16 protein-coding genes are annotated in these 19352 nt (G+C 59.2%); 9 read left to right on the top strand and 7 right to left on the bottom strand.

Going from position 1 to position 19352, the window contains the following annotated elements:
- Positions 1–110: 110 nt before the first annotated feature.
- The 7 genes from FJV80_RS30740 to FJV80_RS30705 form a co-directional block, all read right to left on the bottom strand.
- A complete protein-coding gene (locus FJV80_RS30740) occupies positions 111–1799 on the bottom strand; it encodes an LTA synthase family protein (RefSeq protein WP_245437931.1) in 1689 nt (562 codons plus the stop codon).
- A gap of 772 nt (positions 1800–2571) precedes the next feature.
- Positions 2572–2796, bottom strand: coding sequence for a helix-turn-helix domain-containing protein (locus FJV80_RS30735; protein WP_095794089.1), 225 nt, complete (start codon positions 2794–2796; stop codon positions 2572–2574).
- 422 nt (positions 2797–3218) lie between these two features.
- Positions 3219–3677, bottom strand: a complete 459-nt coding sequence (locus FJV80_RS30730) for a MucR family transcriptional regulator (RefSeq protein WP_095794090.1) — start codon at positions 3675–3677, stop codon at positions 3219–3221.
- A gap of 764 nt (positions 3678–4441) precedes the next feature.
- On the bottom strand, positions 4442–6508 hold the full coding sequence (locus FJV80_RS30725) for a mechanosensitive ion channel family protein (RefSeq protein ID WP_185973340.1): 2067 nt from the start codon (positions 6506–6508) through the stop codon (positions 4442–4444).
- A gap of 212 nt (positions 6509–6720) precedes the next feature.
- On the bottom strand, positions 6721–7251 hold the full coding sequence (locus FJV80_RS30720; protein WP_142878208.1) for a hypothetical protein: 531 nt from the start codon (positions 7249–7251) through the stop codon (positions 6721–6723).
- Positions 7221–7607, bottom strand: a complete 387-nt coding sequence (locus tag FJV80_RS34755) for a hypothetical protein (protein ID WP_185973341.1) — start codon at positions 7605–7607, stop codon at positions 7221–7223. Before FJV80_RS34755 ends, FJV80_RS30720 begins: the two co-directional genes overlap by 31 nt.
- A gap of 390 nt (positions 7608–7997) precedes the next feature.
- The gene (locus FJV80_RS30705; RefSeq protein ID WP_095794092.1) at positions 7998–9713 is read right to left on the bottom strand and encodes a hypothetical protein; all 1716 of its coding nucleotides are present in this window, start codon (positions 9711–9713) and stop codon (positions 7998–8000) included.
- A gap of 25 nt (positions 9714–9738) precedes the next feature.
- Here FJV80_RS30705 and FJV80_RS30700 point away from each other — a divergent pair, with 25 nt between their 5' ends.
- The 9 genes from FJV80_RS30700 to FJV80_RS30660 all read left to right on the top strand — a co-directional run bounded on the left by FJV80_RS30700 (position 9739) and on the right by FJV80_RS30660 (position 19049).
- Entirely contained in the window at positions 9739–10182 is a 444-nt protein-coding gene (locus FJV80_RS30700; protein ID WP_245437932.1) for a hypothetical protein, read from the top strand.
- A 208-nt stretch (positions 10183–10390) separates the two neighbouring features.
- Complete coding sequence (locus FJV80_RS30695) at positions 10391–11191, top strand: hypothetical protein (protein ID WP_095794093.1); 801 nt, start codon at positions 10391–10393, stop codon at positions 11189–11191.
- A gap of 390 nt (positions 11192–11581) precedes the next feature.
- Positions 11582–11821 carry a DUF3604 domain-containing protein gene (locus FJV80_RS30690; RefSeq protein WP_095794094.1) on the top strand — a complete coding sequence of 80 codons (240 nt, stop codon included), beginning with the start codon at positions 11582–11584 and terminating at the stop codon, positions 11819–11821.
- Positions 11818–12693, top strand: a complete 876-nt coding sequence (locus FJV80_RS30685; protein ID WP_095794095.1) for a peptidylprolyl isomerase — start codon at positions 11818–11820, stop codon at positions 12691–12693. The genes FJV80_RS30690 and FJV80_RS30685 overlap by 4 nt, the downstream gene beginning before the upstream one ends.
- 44 nt (positions 12694–12737) lie before the next feature.
- Positions 12738–13733, top strand: a complete 996-nt coding sequence (locus FJV80_RS30680; RefSeq protein WP_095794096.1) for a HupE/UreJ family protein — start codon at positions 12738–12740, stop codon at positions 13731–13733.
- Between the two features lie 11 nt (positions 13734–13744).
- Positions 13745–15709 (top strand): DUF3604 domain-containing protein, encoded by a 1965-nt coding sequence (locus FJV80_RS30675; protein WP_095794097.1) that lies wholly within the window; start codon positions 13745–13747, stop codon positions 15707–15709.
- A gap of 491 nt (positions 15710–16200) precedes the next feature.
- Complete coding sequence (locus FJV80_RS30670; RefSeq protein ID WP_210202267.1) at positions 16201–17229, top strand: alpha/beta hydrolase; 1029 nt, start codon at positions 16201–16203, stop codon at positions 17227–17229.
- A 38-nt stretch (positions 17230–17267) separates the two neighbouring features.
- Positions 17268–17594: a hypothetical protein gene (locus tag FJV80_RS30665; protein ID WP_095794099.1), complete on the top strand. Its 327-nt coding sequence runs from the start codon at positions 17268–17270 to the stop codon at positions 17592–17594.
- Between the two features lie 36 nt (positions 17595–17630).
- Positions 17631–19049: a DUF1254 domain-containing protein gene (locus FJV80_RS30660; RefSeq protein WP_095794100.1), complete on the top strand. Its 1419-nt coding sequence runs from the start codon at positions 17631–17633 to the stop codon at positions 19047–19049.
- Positions 19050–19352 lie beyond the last annotated feature (303 nt).

The raw sequence follows: 19352 nt of genomic DNA, 5'->3' as shown, positions 1-19352 counted from the left end.
CCGATCGCCATCACAACCCGCTGCAGTCTGGCAAATTCGCGGCGATGTGGGCAAGACCATCGAGTGCTCCGCGCTCCAGCCATCTCAGCTTGCCGACGCGTCCCGTGGCGTTAATGTGGGCCGGCCTCGGGCGCCGTAGCCGACCGTGTCGGTCTCGGCTGCCAGAATGACCTGACGAGGATATCCTCGGCATAGATCGCGCCATCGAACTGACCCTGCCCGAGTTCCTGGGTCAGCGTCGGCCGATCCCCAAGCAGCGAGACGCCAAGGCCAGCCTGGCCATTCGCGGGCGGCACACCCAGCGCGTCGAGGATGGTGGGAAATATGTCAATCGTGCCCGAAAGTCCGACATATGTTCTGGACGGGATGCCATCTCCCGACAGTGAGAAAAAGTTGCGTCTTTCATACTTGTTCAGGCGGTCCGTCACCGCGCTTGGCGCACTGAGATGGTCGCTTTGCAGCGCCAGAACGGTGTTCGCCATCAGACCTTCGGCCTCGGCTTTGTGAATGAAGTCGGCAATGAGCATGTTGGTGCATTTCACGGCGTGGAGGATATTGGGAACTTGCGGGGAAAGTCCCGTCTTGCCGATACATTTGTCGGTCAGGTAGCCATCCATCGCATGCCCGCCACTGACGGCGATCGTCAGGGAGAACGGTTTGCCATCGCGCTGCGCGCGCCGCAAAATGCCGAAGCTCAGATCGAGGACTTCGGCGTCGTCGGCGCCGAAACTGTTGCCGCGCCCGGCGAGGGCGGCCACCACTTCGGGACCCCCGAAAAGCGATGAGTAGCCATGGGTGGAATAGAATGTCCCCTGACCGGTGAAGCTGAGTGGCCAACCGGTAACAAAGTTCTGCCGATAGCCCCGCGCCTTCAGGGCATCGCCCAGGCAGGTCAGGCCAGGCAGGAATTGCGAATGCTCCTCCAGATACCGGCGCGAGGTGAAGAACGTTATCAGCAGCGGCGTTCCACAGTTCGCGGCGACCATCCCTGAGATGGAGTTGTTGGTGTAGGCAAGCTGCACCATGTTGCTCGCCGAAACGCCACGCCTGTCGAATTCCAGCAGCGGCCCCATGACGTCGCCGAACTCCGCCTCGTTCATGTAGGTGCGCTCGGCGCTCTCGATGAAAATATGAACGAGGTTTTTTGGCGCGACCGTCACGGACGCTACCGCAACCTGCGGCTCTGCCAAAGCGATAATATCGACGAACCGTCGGGACAGGAAATCATGCAGCGGGTTGGTATGGATCGCCGCCGCGATCGGACGCGTCAGCATCGGGTTTGCCGCCAGGAAGAACGCCATCAAGGCAACGTCCAATCCTCTGGTCAGCGTGCCGCGCGCCTTCAGGGCGCCGAGACCGAGAAGAACGACCAAAATAACCAGCATCGTGCTTCCGGTATTCCACAAATACTCAAGGACGACACCCGGCGTAAGCATGCCGGCGCCGGCATGCATGAACATCGCACCCCAGTCGAAATAGCCGAAGACGCTTTCCAGATAGACATAGACAAGGAACAGAAGGCAGGGGAAGAGCGAGAAATAAGGTCTGAACCGCCTGCTTCCTTGTCGATCCGCCTTCCTGTCCCGGAAGCCGTCAAGCCAGAGAAGCGCGATCAAAACCCCCAGGCCGAGAACCGCAAGCAGCCCCTTCTCCTGAACATAGATAAGCGACGCGAGCCAGGTGAGCGATCCTACCGTCGCGACGCTAACCAATGGACCAACTGACCAGCAACGAACCGCAAGAAGTTTCGGCATACTTTGCACCCATGCGCCAATCGCAAAGTTGATATCCAGTATCACTTAAAACTATTATAATGAAATTCTGAAAAATCGCAGATATCTAATTGCTATTACTTGAGAAGGCGCTAATATACATCACCCGAAAATAGCCTCGGTTTCGACCCTCTGCCGTCTACAACGCCTTGCATAGTGCCCGAGCCAGGACTGATCCAAGGCGGTTTCCACCGTTACACCTTGGCCCTCGGCCAACCCTCGCCTCACACCTTTCATGACCATCAGCGTGCCCGACAAGTGCTCGCGGTTCAGGACCAACCTTGACGTTGGCATTTGATTTCGGCTCTCCGCATTTGCCAGGGGGGCACCAACAGCCGACAGTCTGCTTGCGGCCCCATTTCAGTCATCCCAATCGCGGGCCAGTGGGGCCGTTCTGAGAGCAATATATCGTTTCAGCGAGCGTCGATTGCCGATAGCTCCGGCGCTCAGCAGTTTGTCAAAGGTGCCGTGGCGCGAGATCGACACTGCGTTGTGGGGCAGGGAAGGGCGCATGTCTTGCGCCGATAACGCCCTCGCAGGTCGCTGGCTATATTTGCGATCTATCACCCGTCGCACGACGGTTGGGCAAACTGGCAAATCTATGATTTCAGGGGAAATTGGATCGAAGCGTGACCAACCGTGATCCACAATGGTCGTAGGGTGTCGAGCGGGATCGTTGTGCAACTCCCTCTCGCAGTAAGCTATCTTGTTGAAAGATATTGCAAAAATCTCTACACCCGAGAACGTGAGGGGAGGCTTATGGGGGCGGTGTTGGATGCTCCGCCGTCACTAGCCACGCTCACTCACCGCCGTTCATGCTGAATCGCTTTGACGCACGGCACGCCACTGTATTCTTGTGATCCCACGTCTCTAGTTCCTCAATTGGATACAACACGGCTTTGCCAAGCTTGACGTACGCCGGTCCAATCCTCTTGGCTCGCCAATTTCGCAGCGTTCCAACAGAAATGGTGCCGCGATAGCGTTCCGAGACTTCCTCAGCTGTCAAAAACTTCCTGTCGTCCATCAAGCTCCCCAAATGTCCGACGTCGGGAACATGGGAGCAGGCTCAAGCACGCTCCCAAACCCTTGGTCATGCAGTTGCGTGGCCATGAGTAGGTATGTGCATCGGAAATAAAAGCCGCTGAGTGGGGGAGTAGAAGCAGGGGATATGTCTGGATAGAAATCGGATCAACTGCCAACGGGTGTGCAAGGTCGGTCAACCTGGGCCAACCGAAACGCTCGGTGACCACGGCACGAGTTGCGAGTCGAGGCCGTCGTTGATCATCGCCAAGCGGCCCGATGACAGTTTCAGTTTCCGCCCCGCTAGGAAAAAGGCCGGCGCCCTCGCTGGGAGGTTGCCCGAATGGCGCCGGCCAGACGGTCCTTTTCAGGTCCGCCGCTCGCCAAACACAGCTGAGTCTTTCCGTTGCGTCAGGTAGTGGCGGACTACGCTTTGGCTTTCTGCTTCCCAGGTGCCTTCTTGGCTGGTGCGACGGGTTCAGCCTTGCGGCCAAGTCCGATGGACTTCGCTAGTTGCGAGCGCTGAGCAGCGTAATTCGGAGCTGTCATTGGGTAGTCGTGCGGCAAGTTCCACTTGGCGCGATAGGCCTCCGGTGTCAGGCCGAAGTCCGTGCTAAGATGCCGTTTCAGTGATTTGAACTTCTTGCCGTCTTCGAGGCAGATAATGAAGTCCGGCGTCACCGACTTCTTCGGGTTGACCGCGGGAGTTTGCGGCTCAGCGATCGGTGGGACCGGAGTGCCAAGTCCGGACAGCGAAGCATGAACCGATGCTATCACGTCCGGCAAGCCAGACACCGGCAATGGATTGTTGCTGACATATGCTGAGACAATGTCGGCGGTTAACTCAGTTAATTCGGCAGAGCGGGTATCGGATTCGTTGGTCATTGGTGGTCCTTTTTGCCTGATTTATCCCCTCTCTATGGGCGGATGATCAACGACGCAACCGTCGTCCTAAGCCTAATCTATCGAACTGCAGTGGAGCCAACGCAGAATTTGTAAGGTCTTCGGACAACCCTTTGATGTTATTTCCGAAGTAGTTCCTGCCGTCGAGCGAATGAAGCTCGTGGAGCGGAGCTGCCTGCCCAGCCTCCGGTTTGGCTGGGGTTCTTGGAAGCTTTTCGAACTTTCTGGGTCACGTCTCAGCCCGAGTTGCGCGCGCTTATGGACAAAGCGGGACACTAGATTCGGCTTTTGGATAATTTCGGTGGCAGCGACTTTCTGGCGCGTGTGACTTCCTGATAGCGCCGGTCAGCACGACGCCCCCAACGGCCCAAGTTCTGAATGGCAGCTTTGCGGCGGAACCCACCGCCCAATCCCGGCCGCTTGGCATTCCACCGTCACTATCTGAAAGCGGACATAGCGAAGTTCAGTTCGACGCTGCTCGAGTCGCGGCACCCGGCATCAACTGGCGGACGCTGTTGTCAGCAGCAGAACTTCGTAGCGGTATTGTCGGGCAGCATTGCCTAGAATGCAGCGCCTAATAGAGCGAGAGGAATCCGAAACCAACCTTCTCTGGCCTGGAGGTCATCAAGCAGCCATCGGCGAGATGACTGCAGAGCCGAAAAGGCAAAGCACTCCCCAGGTCGCGCGTTGCAGGCGCCACCTGGATCTTGCCGGCCTTGTGGCTGACGTTCGATGCTCTTCTTTAGCTAGTTGGCAGCTTGCTTCATTTTGAGTAGTTGCTGCGCGGCAGCCGCGTTGTCGCCGCCACCTGCCACATGTACGGTTGGAACGGCGAGCTTGATGCCGTTATCGTCAAATGCCTTCTTAATCATCATGAACGCTCTCCGCTTGATGCCGAACTGAGTTCCCGGCTTGGTCATCAGCTTCATCCTGATGTCGATCCCTGAGTCGCCGAAACTGTCGACACCTTGCATTTTCAGTGGCTCGATCGTATCGGCCGCGAATTCAGGATCCGCGGCCAGTTCCTGACCGATCTTCTTGATAAGCTTGCGAGCGAGGTCTACGTCAGAATCGTAGGTGATACTGAGAGCCATCTTGTCCATCACCCAGTCACGGCTCATGTTTTGGATAGCGCCGAGCGCGCCGAACGGCACGGTGAAAATCGGTCCGCGATGATGCCGCAGCCTGACTGATCTCAGGCTGAACGATTCGACAGTGCCCTTATAGCTACCGCTCTGAATATACTCGCCGACACGGAAGGCATCGTCCAGCATGTAAAAAACACCGCTCAAAATGTCCTTGACCAGCGTTTGCGAACCGAAGCCAATAGCCACGCCGAAAATGCCGGCGCCGGCGATCAAAGGTGCGATCTGTATGCCTAGTCCGGACAGGATTGTCAGCACAGTGACTACGGCGATGAAGACAGCGAGCGCGTTGCGGAATATCGGCAGCAGCGTACGCAGCCGGCCGTCGCGGGCAACGTCGCCGGCGTTGGACCCGGCCGCCGGCGAAAGCGCCATCCGGTAGGCGATCAGCGCCTTCGCCATCTGCCAAAGTAGGTCGGCAACCAGGAGAACGATGATGCCATTAAGCAGGCCTGAAATCACTAGCTCGCCTGTTTTACTGCCTGCAAGGGCTGCAGCTCTGATGCGCCAGAGATAGGCGAGCCATGCGACCGCAGCGCCGATCACTGCCGCCCTGGCACCCCTGACGATCAAAACGTTCCCTACGATGCCGAGGGCGCCACTGCGCTGCGCCCGGCCGACGAAAGCCTGTGCGACGCTGCCAACCCCACGTACGACGGCCGGCAACAGCAACACATAGAGGCCGAGCCATAGCACGCCAAGCAGTCCTGCCACCCAAACTAGCCAAAGCGCGATCAGATAGAGCGTCAGCAGCGATTGCCTGACTGCGGTAGCTGCGCTGCCCGGCCGGCGCCATACGATTTCGACAGCGACGGCGAGCATGCCCAGGCCACAAAGCAGTGCAACCACCCGCGCAACGTCGATGGAGAAACCGATGCCAGGCATGAGACTGGCCACGGCCCAGCCAAACAGCAGAAATCCGGCCATGAGGTTTACGCGCGGAATCCAGAAAGGCCGCGCGGTCTCATCTGTGGCAGGAACTGCCGTCGGCGTCTCATCCGACGTTCCGCTGCCCGCGCGGGCTACTCCAAACAGCAACATGGCAACTGCTCGGATGAATCGCACTGCGACGAAGGCGAGCAGCAAGGTCAGCACGATGCGGCGAAGCAAAGGCGGCCATTCCAGCGCGACAAACGATCCGATGGCGGCCAGAGCAAATGTCACCAAGGCAGCGACCTCGGACAGGAGTGCCTGTTTGGGGTCAACTTCTCCGCCAGAATGGCCCAACGCCAAAGCCCGGCGAACAAGCCACTCTGCGCCGAAGCCGATGACGGTCAATACTGCCAGGATCAGGATCACCAGGCCGGGCCTGCCAGTATTCACGTCCCGCGAGACGACGCCGGCGGCATTGGCAAGCTCTTGCGGGATGCGAGGAATGGCGTCACTGAGCGTGACGAGTCGTGCGCGAACGGCCAGTTCCCAACTAGAGATCGCATCGGCCAATGATGCGGCAGACGGTTCCTCGGCGGCTGCCGGTGTCTTTCCCTCGAGCCATACCTTCACCTCGGGGTCGGAGAGCAGGTCGAGGAGTTGCCGCGCCTTTGCTGGCGGCACGCCGTCCGGAGGCTGTTGGGCATGAGCCCAAGAGGTTGCAGCGAGCAGCCAGAAGAAAATCGGAACGACTGCCTTCACCAAAATACCAATTCGAGTGGGCAGTGCTTTGCTCATCGCGCCCTCCGGCAATTCTCGATCGACAATAAGATCGGACTATCCCGCAATCGAACGAACCATGGCGGATCGAACGCGGAACCTTGCTACTTGACCACGTCAGACTCGCCCGGCCGCCAGGACTGTTGGTGACTGGGCCATGCAGGTGGTCATGCCCTCACAACCCCACCATCGCGTCGACCTCTATGCCGGTCGAAAATCGGTGGAATCGATCAGCCTGACTTTTGTGCGGTCAGGCACTTGCGACCTGCTGCCATAGCCTTGAAGGTGCCCTTCAGATCGACGACAAAGCTACCCTGGGTTTGCGGAAAAACGGTCATCTTGTATTTCTTCGCCACGTCGCGTTTGAAAGATGGGTCATCTGTCAAAATGTAACCTCCCGAAAAGCCGCCTTTGAGTTGGCCGGTCGTTGTGGTCACCACGCCGCGGTAAAGATGGCCGTCGATATCGACGAAGATGTCCTTGACTCCGTTCTTGATGCCAATGTCCAGCTTTGTGAACACGCCAAGGTACCCGACCGCCTGGTTTGCGGCTACGCCCATTTGCACCGAACCTGGGCCAAACGCACTCACGATCAGGCAATCTCCGCGTGTTTTATTTGCGTAGACAGTCCAGCCCTCGACATCGTCCCCGTATTTGACAAGATTATCGCTAGCTTTGGGGAGGGGATTTTCTTGCGCGCAGACCGCCGTCGCAGAAAGCGCTACTGACGCTACCAATATGAGTGCTGTAAAATTTCGCATGGTTCTCCCTCAGATTTAAGAGTTTTTAGTTCGCGGCCTTTGAAGGCCGGGTGAAGCGACGGTGCTGCCCCCGAATGCCAACAATGCCCAGAAAGATTTGCTTTCGCTTCGCGCCGCAGTCGCAGCTTCCCTTCAACAGTCAGACAATGTAGTTCGTCCAACTTTTCATCCGCACAAGGATTCGTCGAACGACGGTGACCGACGCCATATGGTTGCTGTACACGGGGATCTGACCTGTCGATCCGGCAGGCAGCTGGTATGGCGATCTCGTAAGGGATTGCCCAGACAGCGATCGCGCCGTAGACGACCAGCAAAAGCACGATGATCACGGTAATGAGTGCGACGCTGTCGAGCATTGTTGTTTCCATCCGAGGTCGAGGCGCCCTTCTTCAGTCCACTTTCCCGCCGGGCTTCTTGCTTTTCCATCGATGCTGCCGGCGGGACCATGGTCATGCATTGACTGGAGCAATGCATGACCCACCTACGCTGGGGCATTGTCCCGTTGTTTTGAAGGTAACTAACTGTAGCCTACCCATTAAAAATGCGGTCTGGCCCGCTGCCGGTTCGTGGATACCGATAAAGGTTTGACGGAACTGGAGGAATGCAGAGCCGAGCGCAGGTCGCGCAAGGTCTAGGATGGCGCCGGGGCGGGCGTGTTCGGTTGCCTCAGGCGCTTCGATAGTCTTCCGCGACAGAAAACGAGCTATGCTAGCTCGACTGCGCGGTTTAAAATCGGCGCAGCCCACTCAATCAGGGATCACAAGACCTGCTTTTCTAAGCGAGCCGAGAATGGTCTCGACATCTTGCGGGCGGGCCAAACGCATTGACACTTGCCCCCTCAGGTTCTTCACCAATGCCGGAAAATTCTGTTGAAGCCATTCGCTTTCGCGGTGCGCTTCCGCAACATTTCCTGCCTCACCGTTTATCGCAGCGCCAATCAAATGATAGATCGGATTCATCGGCGAAGGAGCTTTCTTCAGCCAGTTCGCTGCTTGCGCATAGTCGCCGCCAAAATAGGAGCAGAGGGCCAAGACCGCTTCATAGTCGGCTGAGGTTCCGGGATTCAATTGACGCGCCCCCGCTATCATCGAGCAACCTTTCGTCCATTGTCCTGAAACGGCCAGGCGCTCGCCATATTCGCTCAAAAACTCGGTGTCGTTTGGGTTGAGTTTCAAGCTCTCCTCGCCTAGCGCCAACGCGGCATCAATCTGTCGGTCGAAATAGAGTGCCAGCATTTTTGCCTGACGCGCTGGCATATTCAGGGGATCGAGCGCCGCGGCGTGCCGGGCGGCAGCGAAAGCGCGCTCAAGCGCTGATGCCGGAGGCCTCCCATCGACTCCATACCGGTAGTCATCGACATAGACCAATGACAGGAGACCCCATGCCGAGGCGTAGCCGGGGAAGCGATCCACAGCTTTCTCAAGGCATGTACGGACAGCGGGACGGCGCTCCGGATCCATTTCCAACCGATACGCATAGAAAGAAAGTGTACAACCATAGGCTACCCAATCATCGGGGGCGTTGCTCACGTCGAGATCCTCGTCCGCCTGGAAGATCACGCCGTAAACCTGAGCCAAATTTTGTGATACGCTGTGCGCAATTTCCTTCTGGGCATCCCGAAATACCGAGACTTTCAATGGGCCGTCGTAGGTATTTGCCCAAATGACCGACCCATTTCCGCGATTGATGAGCCGGACCCGAAGCTGAAAGGCCTCATCCGACAGCGTGACACTTCCAGCGACAACAAATCGTGGTGGCGCCAATGAGGCATCTTCCGGCTTCGGGGCTGACTCCATAACCAGCAAGTCTCTGAACTTGGAAAGCTGCTCGACAATTTCCTCCTTCAATCCACTTGCAACCACGCCTGCGGCCTGAGTGCCGCCCGGATTGTCAAACGTCTGCACGAGCACTCGGGGCCTTGCTGGCTCGGTATATGTGGAGGGCGCCCACCACCACCAGACCGATAGAGATGCCACGATCGCCACAAGAGGCATGAGCACGGCTGCCAGCACTCGCGGCCGAGTTCTCCACAGGGTCGGGCGCTCCGAGACTGGCTGCGCGACAAGTGGGGCCGGGAGCGGTGCTAACTCAGTTTCGGCCTGGCGTGCGAACGAAGGAACATATCCGCCCTTGGGAATTGTTATGAGTATAGGATCCCTTTGTCCTGAGGTCAGGTAGTAGCGTTCCAGCGCCCGACGAAGGTGGCCGGCCTCAATGCGGACGATTGGGTCCGTCTGAGGGTCAAATGATTGGCCACGGCCGAACACTTCGACCGCGATGGTGTAAGCCTTGATGCGATCGCCACGCCCGGATAAGGCTTCCTCGACCACGTAGCTAAGGAAACGGTGCTCACGGCCCGTGGCATCGAAGTCCGCGCTGCCGAGGATCAGGCCAAGCTGGGCGCGACAACTCTCGGCAGGGAGAACTGGCTCCGCTGTGAAGGATGATTCAGGCTTATTCACTGCCCCTCGCTCGACCAGTGACTACATGGTCCCCCACGTAATTTACATTCCCCAGCCGGTCGTGGGCAATATACAATTCACTCAGGTCGCGAACTGGCGAATTGAAAATCGAATTGAAAAAATCGTTATTTCGGTCGGATTTATGTCAGATCAACGAATCATGGCCACGCAACAGGAATCATCCGAGAGACAAAGAGCGATCCTAGCGGCGGTACGCCGCTTTCCGCAGTTTGAGTTGGCGATCCACCGACTGGTCGTTCGGAGTGAGAGCTTTCTGGAAATATGCGAGGAGCTTGCGGACGCCGAGCGGGCGCTCTCAAGTGTCGACCAGACCACAACGACATTGGTCGAGGCCAGACGAGCCGAATGGCAGCAACTTGTTGACCGGCTGGTTGGAGAGGTCGGGGCAGCGGTGCGGGACTCAGAGGCTCCCCGCAACCTGGGCGTCAATCCTCGGCCGCCATGGTAAGCGCCACGGATGGTCAGAACTGGTCGGTGGTCAGCCTCCCGCCATACGGGGTTCGATTGCAATTGCACAACCCTGTTAACGATAGGATGCTGTCGCAATGCGGTTGTCTAACAATCAGCCCTACGGCGCTACGTCGTGGTCCAATGTCGACTAAGCCTTCTAATGAAACCGGGACTGAGAGTCGCAACCCACAACCGAGCAAAGATCAATGAAAATTTTCTGTCGGACGGTGACTACCGGCTATGCCGCGCTTTGTATCCTGTGCCTTGCTAACAACGCGGGCGCGGCCGATCTGGTCTCCCCGGTGACGCCGGACCTGAAACCCATAGTGACCGAGCAGGGATGGACGTTCAGCGTCGCGCCGTATTTCTGGGCTGCTGGCCTCTCGGGCGACGTGGGGCAGTTCGGTTTGCCCGCCGTCGAGGTTGATTCTAATTTTGGCGACATCCTGAAGAATCTTGATTTCGCGGCCATGGCCGTTATCGAGGCACGCTACGACCGCTACAGCATTTTCGGCGACCTCCAATACGTCAAGATTTCCGCCGGCAATGGCACGCCCAAAGGCATCTTGGCAGACAGCGTCGATCTCACGTCGCAAACTTTTTCAGGTCTGGGTGGAGTTGGTTATTCAGTCCTCCAGAGCGACGCTGGACGTCTCGATGTGGTCGGCGCCATGAGGGTCTGGTCGGTCAATACGGACCTTGAGTTCCATGGTGGAATTCTTGACGGCCGCTCCGCCAGCGACGGCAAGACCTGGGTAGACGGGCTGGTTGGTATTCGTGCGAACTATTCGCTCACACCCGAGGTCTATGTCACCGGTTGGGGAATGGTGGGAGCTGGCGCGGCCAATGTCGATTGGGACGTCGCAGCCGCGCTGGGCTATCGTTTCAACGATCGATTTTCGGCGGTCGTCGGCTATCGCGCATTGGGCGTCAACTACGACAATAACGGGTTTGTCTTCGATGTCGTGCAACAAGGCCCGATCATGGGTCTGATCATGCGTTTCTAGGGCAGCGCCCAAATCGCAGCAATTGCGCCAGACCTTCGCAGGGTCCTGGCGCGGGGTTTTGAAGAACCGGGGTAGGGCGGACGGGCCGGCGCCACTACCCGCGTTAAGTTGGCCAGTCGCGGCGCTGATAGTGATGCTGACGGCCAAGTAGAACGTGCTGCAGGCAAAGAATGCGTCTGAACTCGTGGGTGATGCGCGCCAAAAGGTCGGCGACGACTTGGCCGGGCGGAAGACACGCAGTTTTCCCGAACTCGTTGCGCAGAACAGGTCTGGACGTCCGAAGCCTGTGATCGACAGCTTGCACCCAGCTGCATCTTTACAGTTAATTACGTTCCCCACCCGCGCCCTTTGTGTGCAAACCATCCCAGGCGTCCACTGCTGTTGGCCGCGATGCAATGGGTACATTGGGAAGAGGGCATGGGCTACCTCAGCGAAGTGAAAAAGCCGGAGATGCTGCAGAGCGAGTATGCGCGCACAGCGTTGCAGACTGGCCTGCGGTTCGAGGCGAAGCTCGGAGTGAATACCTATGAATTCGGCATGATAGGCTCGACCGACAGCCACACCTCGCTCACCACCACCCAGGAGGAGAACTTCTTCGCCCGGATGTCAGCGCGGGATCACCGCAAGTGAGTTGGCTGAGAGAACCCCTGCTGCATTTCGCGGTCGTCGGCGCGATCCTGTTCGGCAGCTACTCGTGGCTGCACGAAAGCAGTGTCGCCGCTTCAGCTGTCCAACCCGTCCGCATTGGCGAGGGCGATGTACGCTGGCTGAAGCAGACGTGGTCGAGCCAGTGGCTGCGCCAGCCCACGGCGGAAGAGTTGAAGGGTTTGGTCGACGATTTCCTGAACGAAAAATTGTTGGCACGCGAGGCTGAAGAGATGGGCCTTGAGCAGGACGACTCCATCATTCGCCGCCGCCTGGCGCAGAAGCTGAAGTTCCTGGTCGAGGACACTGCCCAACTTGCCGAACCTAGCGTGACGGACCTGCGGCAGTTCTATGCTGCCAATCCCGCACAATTCGAGACGCCGGGAAAGCTGTCGTTCAGGCAGATCTACTTCGATCCGAGACATCGCAAGGACGCCGCAGCGGACGCCCAAATGGCGCTCGCCGCGCTGAATGCGACGGGCGACGCGGACGCGGCGGCGGGTGATCCTCTGATATTCGGCGACAGTTTTGAAAACACCAACGAGCTGGCGCTGTCGGGGATGTTCGGTCCGGACTTTGCACGCGAGGTCATTGCGCTCGACCCCGGCCAGTGGCGCGGTCCGGTGAAGTCGGGGTACGGCGTTCACCTGGTGCTGGTCACCGAGCGCACGCCGACGGTGTTGAAGCCTTTCGAGACGGTCAGGGATGCCGTTCTTGGCGAATGGCGCGGCGCCAAGCAGACAGAGCTCACCCGCGACTATCTCGTCGAGCTGCGCAGGAAGTACGCGGTAGAGGTGGACGACAGCGTTAAGGCGATGCTGGGACCAGAGCCGGCACACAACGTGGCGGCAAAATGAGGCGACCGGGCAAAAAGTCTCTTCTCATGGGATGCGCCCGCGCAATGGAGCGCGTTGCGCTGGTCGTGCTGGCAGCGGTCATCATCGTGCTGCTGCCCGCGGCCGCCTCTGCCCATGAGGTACGCCCCGCCTATCTCAGCGTGCAGGAAGAGGCGCCGAACGAGTTCAGCGTGCTGTTCAAGACCCCGATGCAGGGCGACGCGAGACTGGCGTTGTCGGCGCTGTTTTCCGGCAGGAACGAGACGTTGACGCCGATCGTCTCCCATCCGACCGGCGATGCGATGGTGCAGACCTGGCACATGCGCACGCTCGACCCGCTCACTGGCCAGAACGTTCTGATCGACGGCTTGCAGAACACCATGACCGACGCGCTGGTCCATGTGGCCTTCGCCAACGGCAACAGCTGGACGGCGCGGCTGACGCCGAGCGAACCTTCCGCGGTAATCCCCGCGTCGCAGAGCGCCTGGGCGCTGTTCGCCACCTATGTCCGCCACGGCATCGAGCACATCGCGTTCGGTTTCGACCATCTGCTCTTCGTCTGCGGGCTGATGCTGATCGTGCACGACTGGCGAAAGCTGGTGAAGGCGATCACCGCGTTCACGGCGGCGCATTCCATCACCTTAAGTTGCGCGACGCTCGGATGGGTGAGGCTGCCTTCGCTGCCGGTGGAGACGATGATCGCCATCAGCATCGTCATGGTCGCCGCCGAGGTCGTGCGCATGGAGCGCGGCCAGCTCAGCCTCGCCATCGTTCGGCCCTGGATGGTGGCCTTCGCCTTCGGCCTGCTGCACGGCTTCGGCTTTGCCAGCGCGCTGGTCGAGCTCGGCCTGCCGCAAGGCGACATCCCCCTGGCGCTGCTCAGCTTCAACGTCGGCGTCGAGCTCGGACAACTGGCCTTCATCGCCGTGTTGCTGAGCTCGGTATACGCCGTGCGGCGGGTCATCTTCATTCCCCGGCAGGCGATCGTCGCGTCAGCCTATGCCATCGGCATCATCGCAGCATTCTGGAGCGTCCAGCGGCTGGACGCGATGTTTTCATAGTGGAGGTTCAAATGAAGTTCAGAAATCTCGATCGCGCACTGCTGAGAAGTGCAGCACTTGCAGGCCTGTTGGTCGTCGCGCAGTCCGTTCGGGCTCAGGAGGCTGTGAATACGGATATCGGCGACATCGACAAGACCACCGGCGCAACGGTGTTCCAGACAAAGCGGCCCTACTCGCCTTATGCCGGCCGCAACTTCCCGGTGCGGCCACTATTCGGCGACACCCATTTGCACACCGCGCTCTCCTTCGATGCCGGCGCTGCCGGCGCCAGGATCGGGCCGCGCGAAGCGTACAAATTTGCCAAGGGCGAGGAGATCGTTTCCAACACGGGGCTGCCGGTGAAGCTGTCGCGCCCGCTCGACTTCCTGGTCGTGGCCGATCACTCCGACAATCTCGGTTTTTTCGGCGATTTCCTCGCCGGCAAACCCGAGATCCTGCAAAATCCCCAGGCCCGCACCTGGTACGACATGATGCAGTCGGGCAAGGGCGCCGAGGCGGCCTACGACATCGTCAAAACCTTCGCACAAGGCAAGTTTCCGAAGGAGATTACCTATTCGCCGGGCAGCGCCGCGTATCGTTCCACCTGGCAGAGCATCATCGACGCGGCCGAAGAGGCCAACGAGCCCGGCCGTTTCACCGCGATCATCGGTTATGAATGGACCTCGCTATCGAAGGGCAACAATCTGCACCGCAACGTGATCTTCCGCGACAACGGCGACAAGGCCGCGATGATCGAGCCCTATACGACGCAGCCGCCGCTCGGCTCCAACAATCCGCGCGACCTCTGGAAATGGCTGCAGAACTATGAGGACAAGACCGGTGGCCAGGTGCTGGCGATCGCCCACAACGGAAATCTGAGCAACGGCACGATGTTCCCGATCATCGAGTCCTTCACTGGCAAGGAGATCGACCGCGAATATGCCGAGCAGCGGGCGCGCTGGGAGGTCCTGTACGAAACCACGCAGATGAAGGGCGACGGCGAGAGCCATCCGGTCCTGTCGCCGAACGACGAGTTCGCCAATTTCGAGAAGTGGGACAAGGGCAACCTCGACCTCAGCGAGGCCAAGAAGCCGGAGATGCTGGAGTTCGAATACACGCGCTCGGCCCTCAAGAATGGCCTTAAGCTGGAAGCGAAGCTCGGCGTGAACCCCTACAAGTTCGGGCTGGTCGGCAGCACCGATTCGCATACCGGCCTCGCCACCGCCGATGACGACAACTTCTTCGGAAAGGTCGCGTCGGCCGAGCCAAACCCCGAGCGCACCTCGCATGCCTTCATGTCCAACGCGAAGCTCGGGCTGAAGATCATGGAATGGGAGATGACCGCGTCGGGCTACGCAGCGGTGTGGGCGCAGGAGAACACCCGCGCCTCGATCTTCGACGCCATGAAGCGGCGCGAGACCTATGCCACGACCGGGCCGCGCATGGTGGTGCGCTTCTTTGGCGGCTTCGACTTCGAGGCCGCCGACGCCAACAGCCGCAGCCCGGCGATTGCCGGCTACAGCAAGGGTGTGCCGATGGGCGGCGACCTCAGCCACGCGCCCGACGGCAAGGCGCCGACGTTCCTGGTCGCCGCGCTGAAGGACCCGATCGGGGCCAATCTCGACCGCTACCAGATCGTCAAGGGCTGGCTAGACGCGGCCGGCGAGGTGCATGAGAAGATTTACGACGTCGCCTGGTCCGGCGACCGCAAGGCGGACGCCAGCGGCAAGCTGCCGCCGGTCGGTAGCACGGTCGACGTGCCCAATGCGACGTGGACCAACACGATCGGTGCGCCCGAGTTGATCGCGGTCTGGAAGGACACGGATTTCGACCCCTCGCTGCGTGCTTTCTACTACGGCCGTGTCATCGAGATCCCGACGCCGCGCTGGACCGCCTACGACGCGAAGTATTTTGGCCTGACCTTGCCGGCCGACGTGCCGATGACGACCCAGGAGCGCGCCTATACGTCGCCGATCTGGTACAATCCGGCAGGTTAATTTGGGTGGATCCCTGCAGGAGGGCCTGCATCATGCGTTTGTTGGATGGCAATTTTGTTGCTGTTCCAAAACGCGCCAGCTGAAGTCAATTTCCGGCCACGAGCTTCAGGGTTCCGGCCGTAGGATACAGTTAGTTACCTTCCTTACAGGACGCTCGAAACGTAAGCGGTTTCCGCGCCACCGTTGGGGATTGATCGCGATCAGTCAGCTGCCGATCTTGTATTGGGTCGGCAAGCGGGTTGTGTCTTGACTGACCTTTACGCAAGTCGCGTCACGCGACGACTTGTGTCCGATCACGGACAACGCTCGGCGGGGGGAGGCAAGGCTGCCTTCTCGGAGATGACATCGGGGTGCACGAAAGAATGAAGCTGGTAAATCGCTGCCGGGTACTGGTGGGAGTGAGCATGCGAGCAGGGCGAACCCTGGCAATATCCTCTGCTTGCGCACTCATCCTCTCTTCTTGCGCAAGCAGGCCTGAGACCGGGGCCCTTTTGTCGAATACCTCCGTAGCTCAAGGTGCCAGTTCGCATACCATTCTCGTTGCTACCACTCGAGCGCCTGATGCTCGACCGGGAACCTACTTCGATGGCGAACGGTCATCTGCCCTGAACTTTGCATCGATCACCGTCAGCGTGCCGCCGAACCATAGGGCTGGCAATGTCGAATGGCCTTCTTCGAAGCCGGGAAATGCTCAGACGGATTTTGTCACGCGAGATGGCGAGGTCCTGCCGAACGAAAAGCAGTTTCTGGCCGAATTGAACCAACGTTTGAAAGCTCAGCCCAAAGGCCAGCGCAAGGTCCTGCTCTTTGTGCATGGTTACAACACGCTGTTTGCCGAAGGACTCTATCGCTTCGCGCAAGTCGTTCATGATTCCCGTGCGCCTAGCGTTCCCGTCTTCTTCAGTTGGGCCTCGCGGGGCAAGACGCTGGACTACGTATATGACAACAACAGCGCGACTATCGCTCGCGACAGATTGGAGCGGACGCTGCGCCTTTTGATGGCAAGTGATGCTGATGAAATCAACGTCCTCGCGCATTCGATGGGCAACTGGGTGACCGTCGAGGCATTTCGGCAAATCAAGATATCGGGAAATATCGCTTCAGCCGGCAAGCTTGGCACGGTGATACTCGCCGCCCCCGATATCGACGAGGACGTATTCAAATCGGAAATGCAGCGAATCGGAAAACCTAAAAAGCCGTTTTTGATCATTCTCTCGCGCGACGACAAAGCATTGGGACTGTCGCGAGTTATCGCTGGCGGCAAAGATCGGCTTGGAGCGAGTAAAGACAGTGCGGGCCTCGCAGATCTCGGCGCCATCGTGGTCGACCTGTCGAATGTGAAAGCGACGGATGCGACCAATCACGGCAAGTTCGCTCAAATTGCAGAAATTGCGCCGGAACTTCGCAAGGTCCTGGCGCAGGGTATTCCAGATCAGGAAGAGGGCGGGCTGGCCGGCGCCACTACCCGCGTTCTCACGTTACCAGTCGCGGCGCCGATAACGATGCTGTCGGCCAATTAGAACCTGCTGCAGCTATTTGAATTTAGAGAGGATGAACGATGACAAGAATTAGCTTGAGATTGGCCGGTGGCGCGGCTGCGATTGCCGTCGCTATAATTTTTGGCGGACTGATCGACGAAGTTGTACCGCTCCCCTCTTTCGTCGGCGACGCGCAGGCGCGAGTTGGTCATCCGCTCACGCCCGGCAGCGTCGCTGGCGTTGCCAGGCGTACCACTCGCCGAACAATCCGCCGGACGGCTATCTACGTGAACAGCCTCCCGGCCGCGTGTGTGAAGACCACCGTCTACGGCCCCGTGCTGTGGCACTGCGGCGGCAAGTACTATCAGGCTCATAACGGGCGCTACGTCGTGGTCCACATACAGTGACTTGGGGTTGACTTCTGGAAACAGCGGAGGGGAAAAATGCCGTTGGTTCAAAGCTTCTTCGGCAGCATCTTGTTGTGTCTGGCCGTGGCGCTTCCAGCACAGGCGCAGGACGCGCCGAAACCGACTAGCTGGCAGGAACAGTACGCCTATTCCCTCGGACTGCAGGCCTATGTCTTTGGATTTCCCTACGTCTACCTGCCGTCATTGCGCTGGAATTGGGTGACCGTGCCAAAGCCTGCCGGAAGCATCACGCCCTACGCGCCGCTGAACCACTTCTACAACGTCCGTGATCTGGCCACGGCCGAATACCGCGATGGCGGCTCGCCGAACAACGACACGCTGTATTCCATCGCCTGGATCGACGTGTCGAAAGAACCGCTCATTCTGACTCATCCCGACATGGGCGACCGCTACTTCACCTTCGAACTGGCGAGCATTGACAGCGACAACTTTGCCTATGTCGGCACCCGCACCACTGGGGGCAAGGCGGGAAGCTACGCGATTATCGGTCCGAACTGGAAGGGTCAGCTACCGGCTGGAGTGAAGTCTATCACGCCGTCCAGAACCAACAGCGTTCTGATCCTCGGACGCACATTGGTCGATGGTCCGGCCGATCTGCCTGTCGTCCGCAAGCTGCAGGACCAGTACACGCTGATCCCGCTCAGCCAATGGGGCAAGGCCGAACCTTTGCTGCCTGCGAGCCGCGATGTCTGGGCTCCCTTCGACGCGAAGACCGATCCGCTCGGCGAATGGAAGACGATGAACCGGGCGATGACCGAGAACCCGCCCGAGGCGAGGCTGGCGAAGCTAACCGAGCTTTTCGCCAAGATCGGCATCGGCCCCGGCCAAGACATCGACAAGCTGGACGAGGACACCAAGCGCGGTCTGGCGCGAGCTTCCAAGGACGGCTTTGCCATGCTTCATCAGGTGATCCGCTCTGGCGCTCTCGGCAAGCGCGTGAACGGCTGGAATATCCCGCCGAAGGCGATGGGGACGGCGGGCCTGATTGACGATTTCCTGCTGCGGGCGTCAATACAGTGCCTTGGCGGGATCATCGCCAACGACCCGGACGAAGCAGTCTACTACAACACCGCGCTTGACCAGTCAGGCCAGCCGCTGGACGGCAACAAGCAATATGCGATGCGCTTTGCTCCCGGCCAACTGCCAGAAGTGAAGGCGTTCTGGTCGATCACCATGTACGATCCCACCTACAACCTAGTTGCTAATTCCATCAACCGATATGCAATCGGAAACCGGACCCCGAACCTCAAAACCGATGCCGATGGTGGTCTGACGCTTTATATCCAGAGCGAGGCTCCGAGTGCAGATAAGATGGCGAACTGGCTGCCAAGTCCGAAAGCTGGCTCGTTCACCGTCATTATGCGGACTTATATGCCGGACAAAGCCATCGTCGACCAGACGTGGGCACCACCGGGAGTCGCGCCTGCTCGCTGACCACCCGATGTAATCGACCGAGCAAGTCCGAAATGGGGTCGGAGGCAGAAGGGCGGCTTACCGCCTGCGATCCCCTAACCTGGCGGGGACTATGAATAGACAAGAAGTATTCCGGAAAAGCGTGCTCGGCGTCAGGCTAGCGCCGACAAATCAAGGGAGGGCGAAAAAGGTGAACAACGATCAGGACTTGCCGGAAGCCGATATCGGCATCAAAATCACGCGCCGCGACGCATTGATGGCCGGCACGGCGGTAGCCGTTTCCCGCTTGGTTGCACCAATCGGCCTTTCGGGCGCGCTCGCTGG

This window comes from Mesorhizobium sp. WSM4310 (assembly GCF_007003935.1).
Taxonomy (GTDB): domain Bacteria; phylum Pseudomonadota; class Alphaproteobacteria; order Rhizobiales; family Rhizobiaceae; genus Mesorhizobium.
This window is presented reverse-complemented; position numbering and strand designations above follow the sequence as displayed.

What these genes read in the sequence shown, in the direction of transcription:
- FJV80_RS30735 (WP_095794089.1), bottom strand. Translation starts at nt 2,796, where the DNA reads ATGGACGACAGGAAGTTTTTGACAGCTGAGGAAGTCTCGGAACGCTAT.
- FJV80_RS30730 (WP_095794090.1), bottom strand. Translation starts at nt 3,677, where the DNA reads ATGACCAACGAATCCGATACCCGCTCTGCCGAATTAACTGAGTTAACC.
- FJV80_RS30725 (WP_185973340.1), bottom strand. Translation starts at nt 6,508, where the DNA reads ATGAGCAAAGCACTGCCCACTCGAATTGGTATTTTGGTGAAGGCAGTC.
- FJV80_RS30720 (WP_142878208.1), bottom strand. Translation starts at nt 7,251, where the DNA reads ATGCGAAATTTTACAGCACTCATATTGGTAGCGTCAGTAGCGCTTTCT.
- FJV80_RS34755 (WP_185973341.1), bottom strand. Translation starts at nt 7,607, where the DNA reads ATGCTCGACAGCGTCGCACTCATTACCGTGATCATCGTGCTTTTGCTG.
- FJV80_RS30700 (WP_245437932.1), top strand. Translation starts at nt 9,739, where the DNA reads ATGGTCCCCCACGTAATTTACATTCCCCAGCCGGTCGTGGGCAATATA.
- FJV80_RS30695 (WP_095794093.1), top strand. Translation starts at nt 10,391, where the DNA reads ATGAAAATTTTCTGTCGGACGGTGACTACCGGCTATGCCGCGCTTTGT.
- FJV80_RS30690 (WP_095794094.1), top strand. Translation starts at nt 11,582, where the DNA reads ATGCAATGGGTACATTGGGAAGAGGGCATGGGCTACCTCAGCGAAGTG.
- FJV80_RS30680 (WP_095794096.1), top strand. Translation starts at nt 12,738, where the DNA reads ATGGAGCGCGTTGCGCTGGTCGTGCTGGCAGCGGTCATCATCGTGCTG.
- FJV80_RS30675 (WP_095794097.1), top strand. Translation starts at nt 13,745, where the DNA reads ATGAAGTTCAGAAATCTCGATCGCGCACTGCTGAGAAGTGCAGCACTT.
- FJV80_RS30665 (WP_095794099.1), top strand. Translation starts at nt 17,268, where the DNA reads ATGACAAGAATTAGCTTGAGATTGGCCGGTGGCGCGGCTGCGATTGCC.
- FJV80_RS30660 (WP_095794100.1), top strand. Translation starts at nt 17,631, where the DNA reads ATGCCGTTGGTTCAAAGCTTCTTCGGCAGCATCTTGTTGTGTCTGGCC.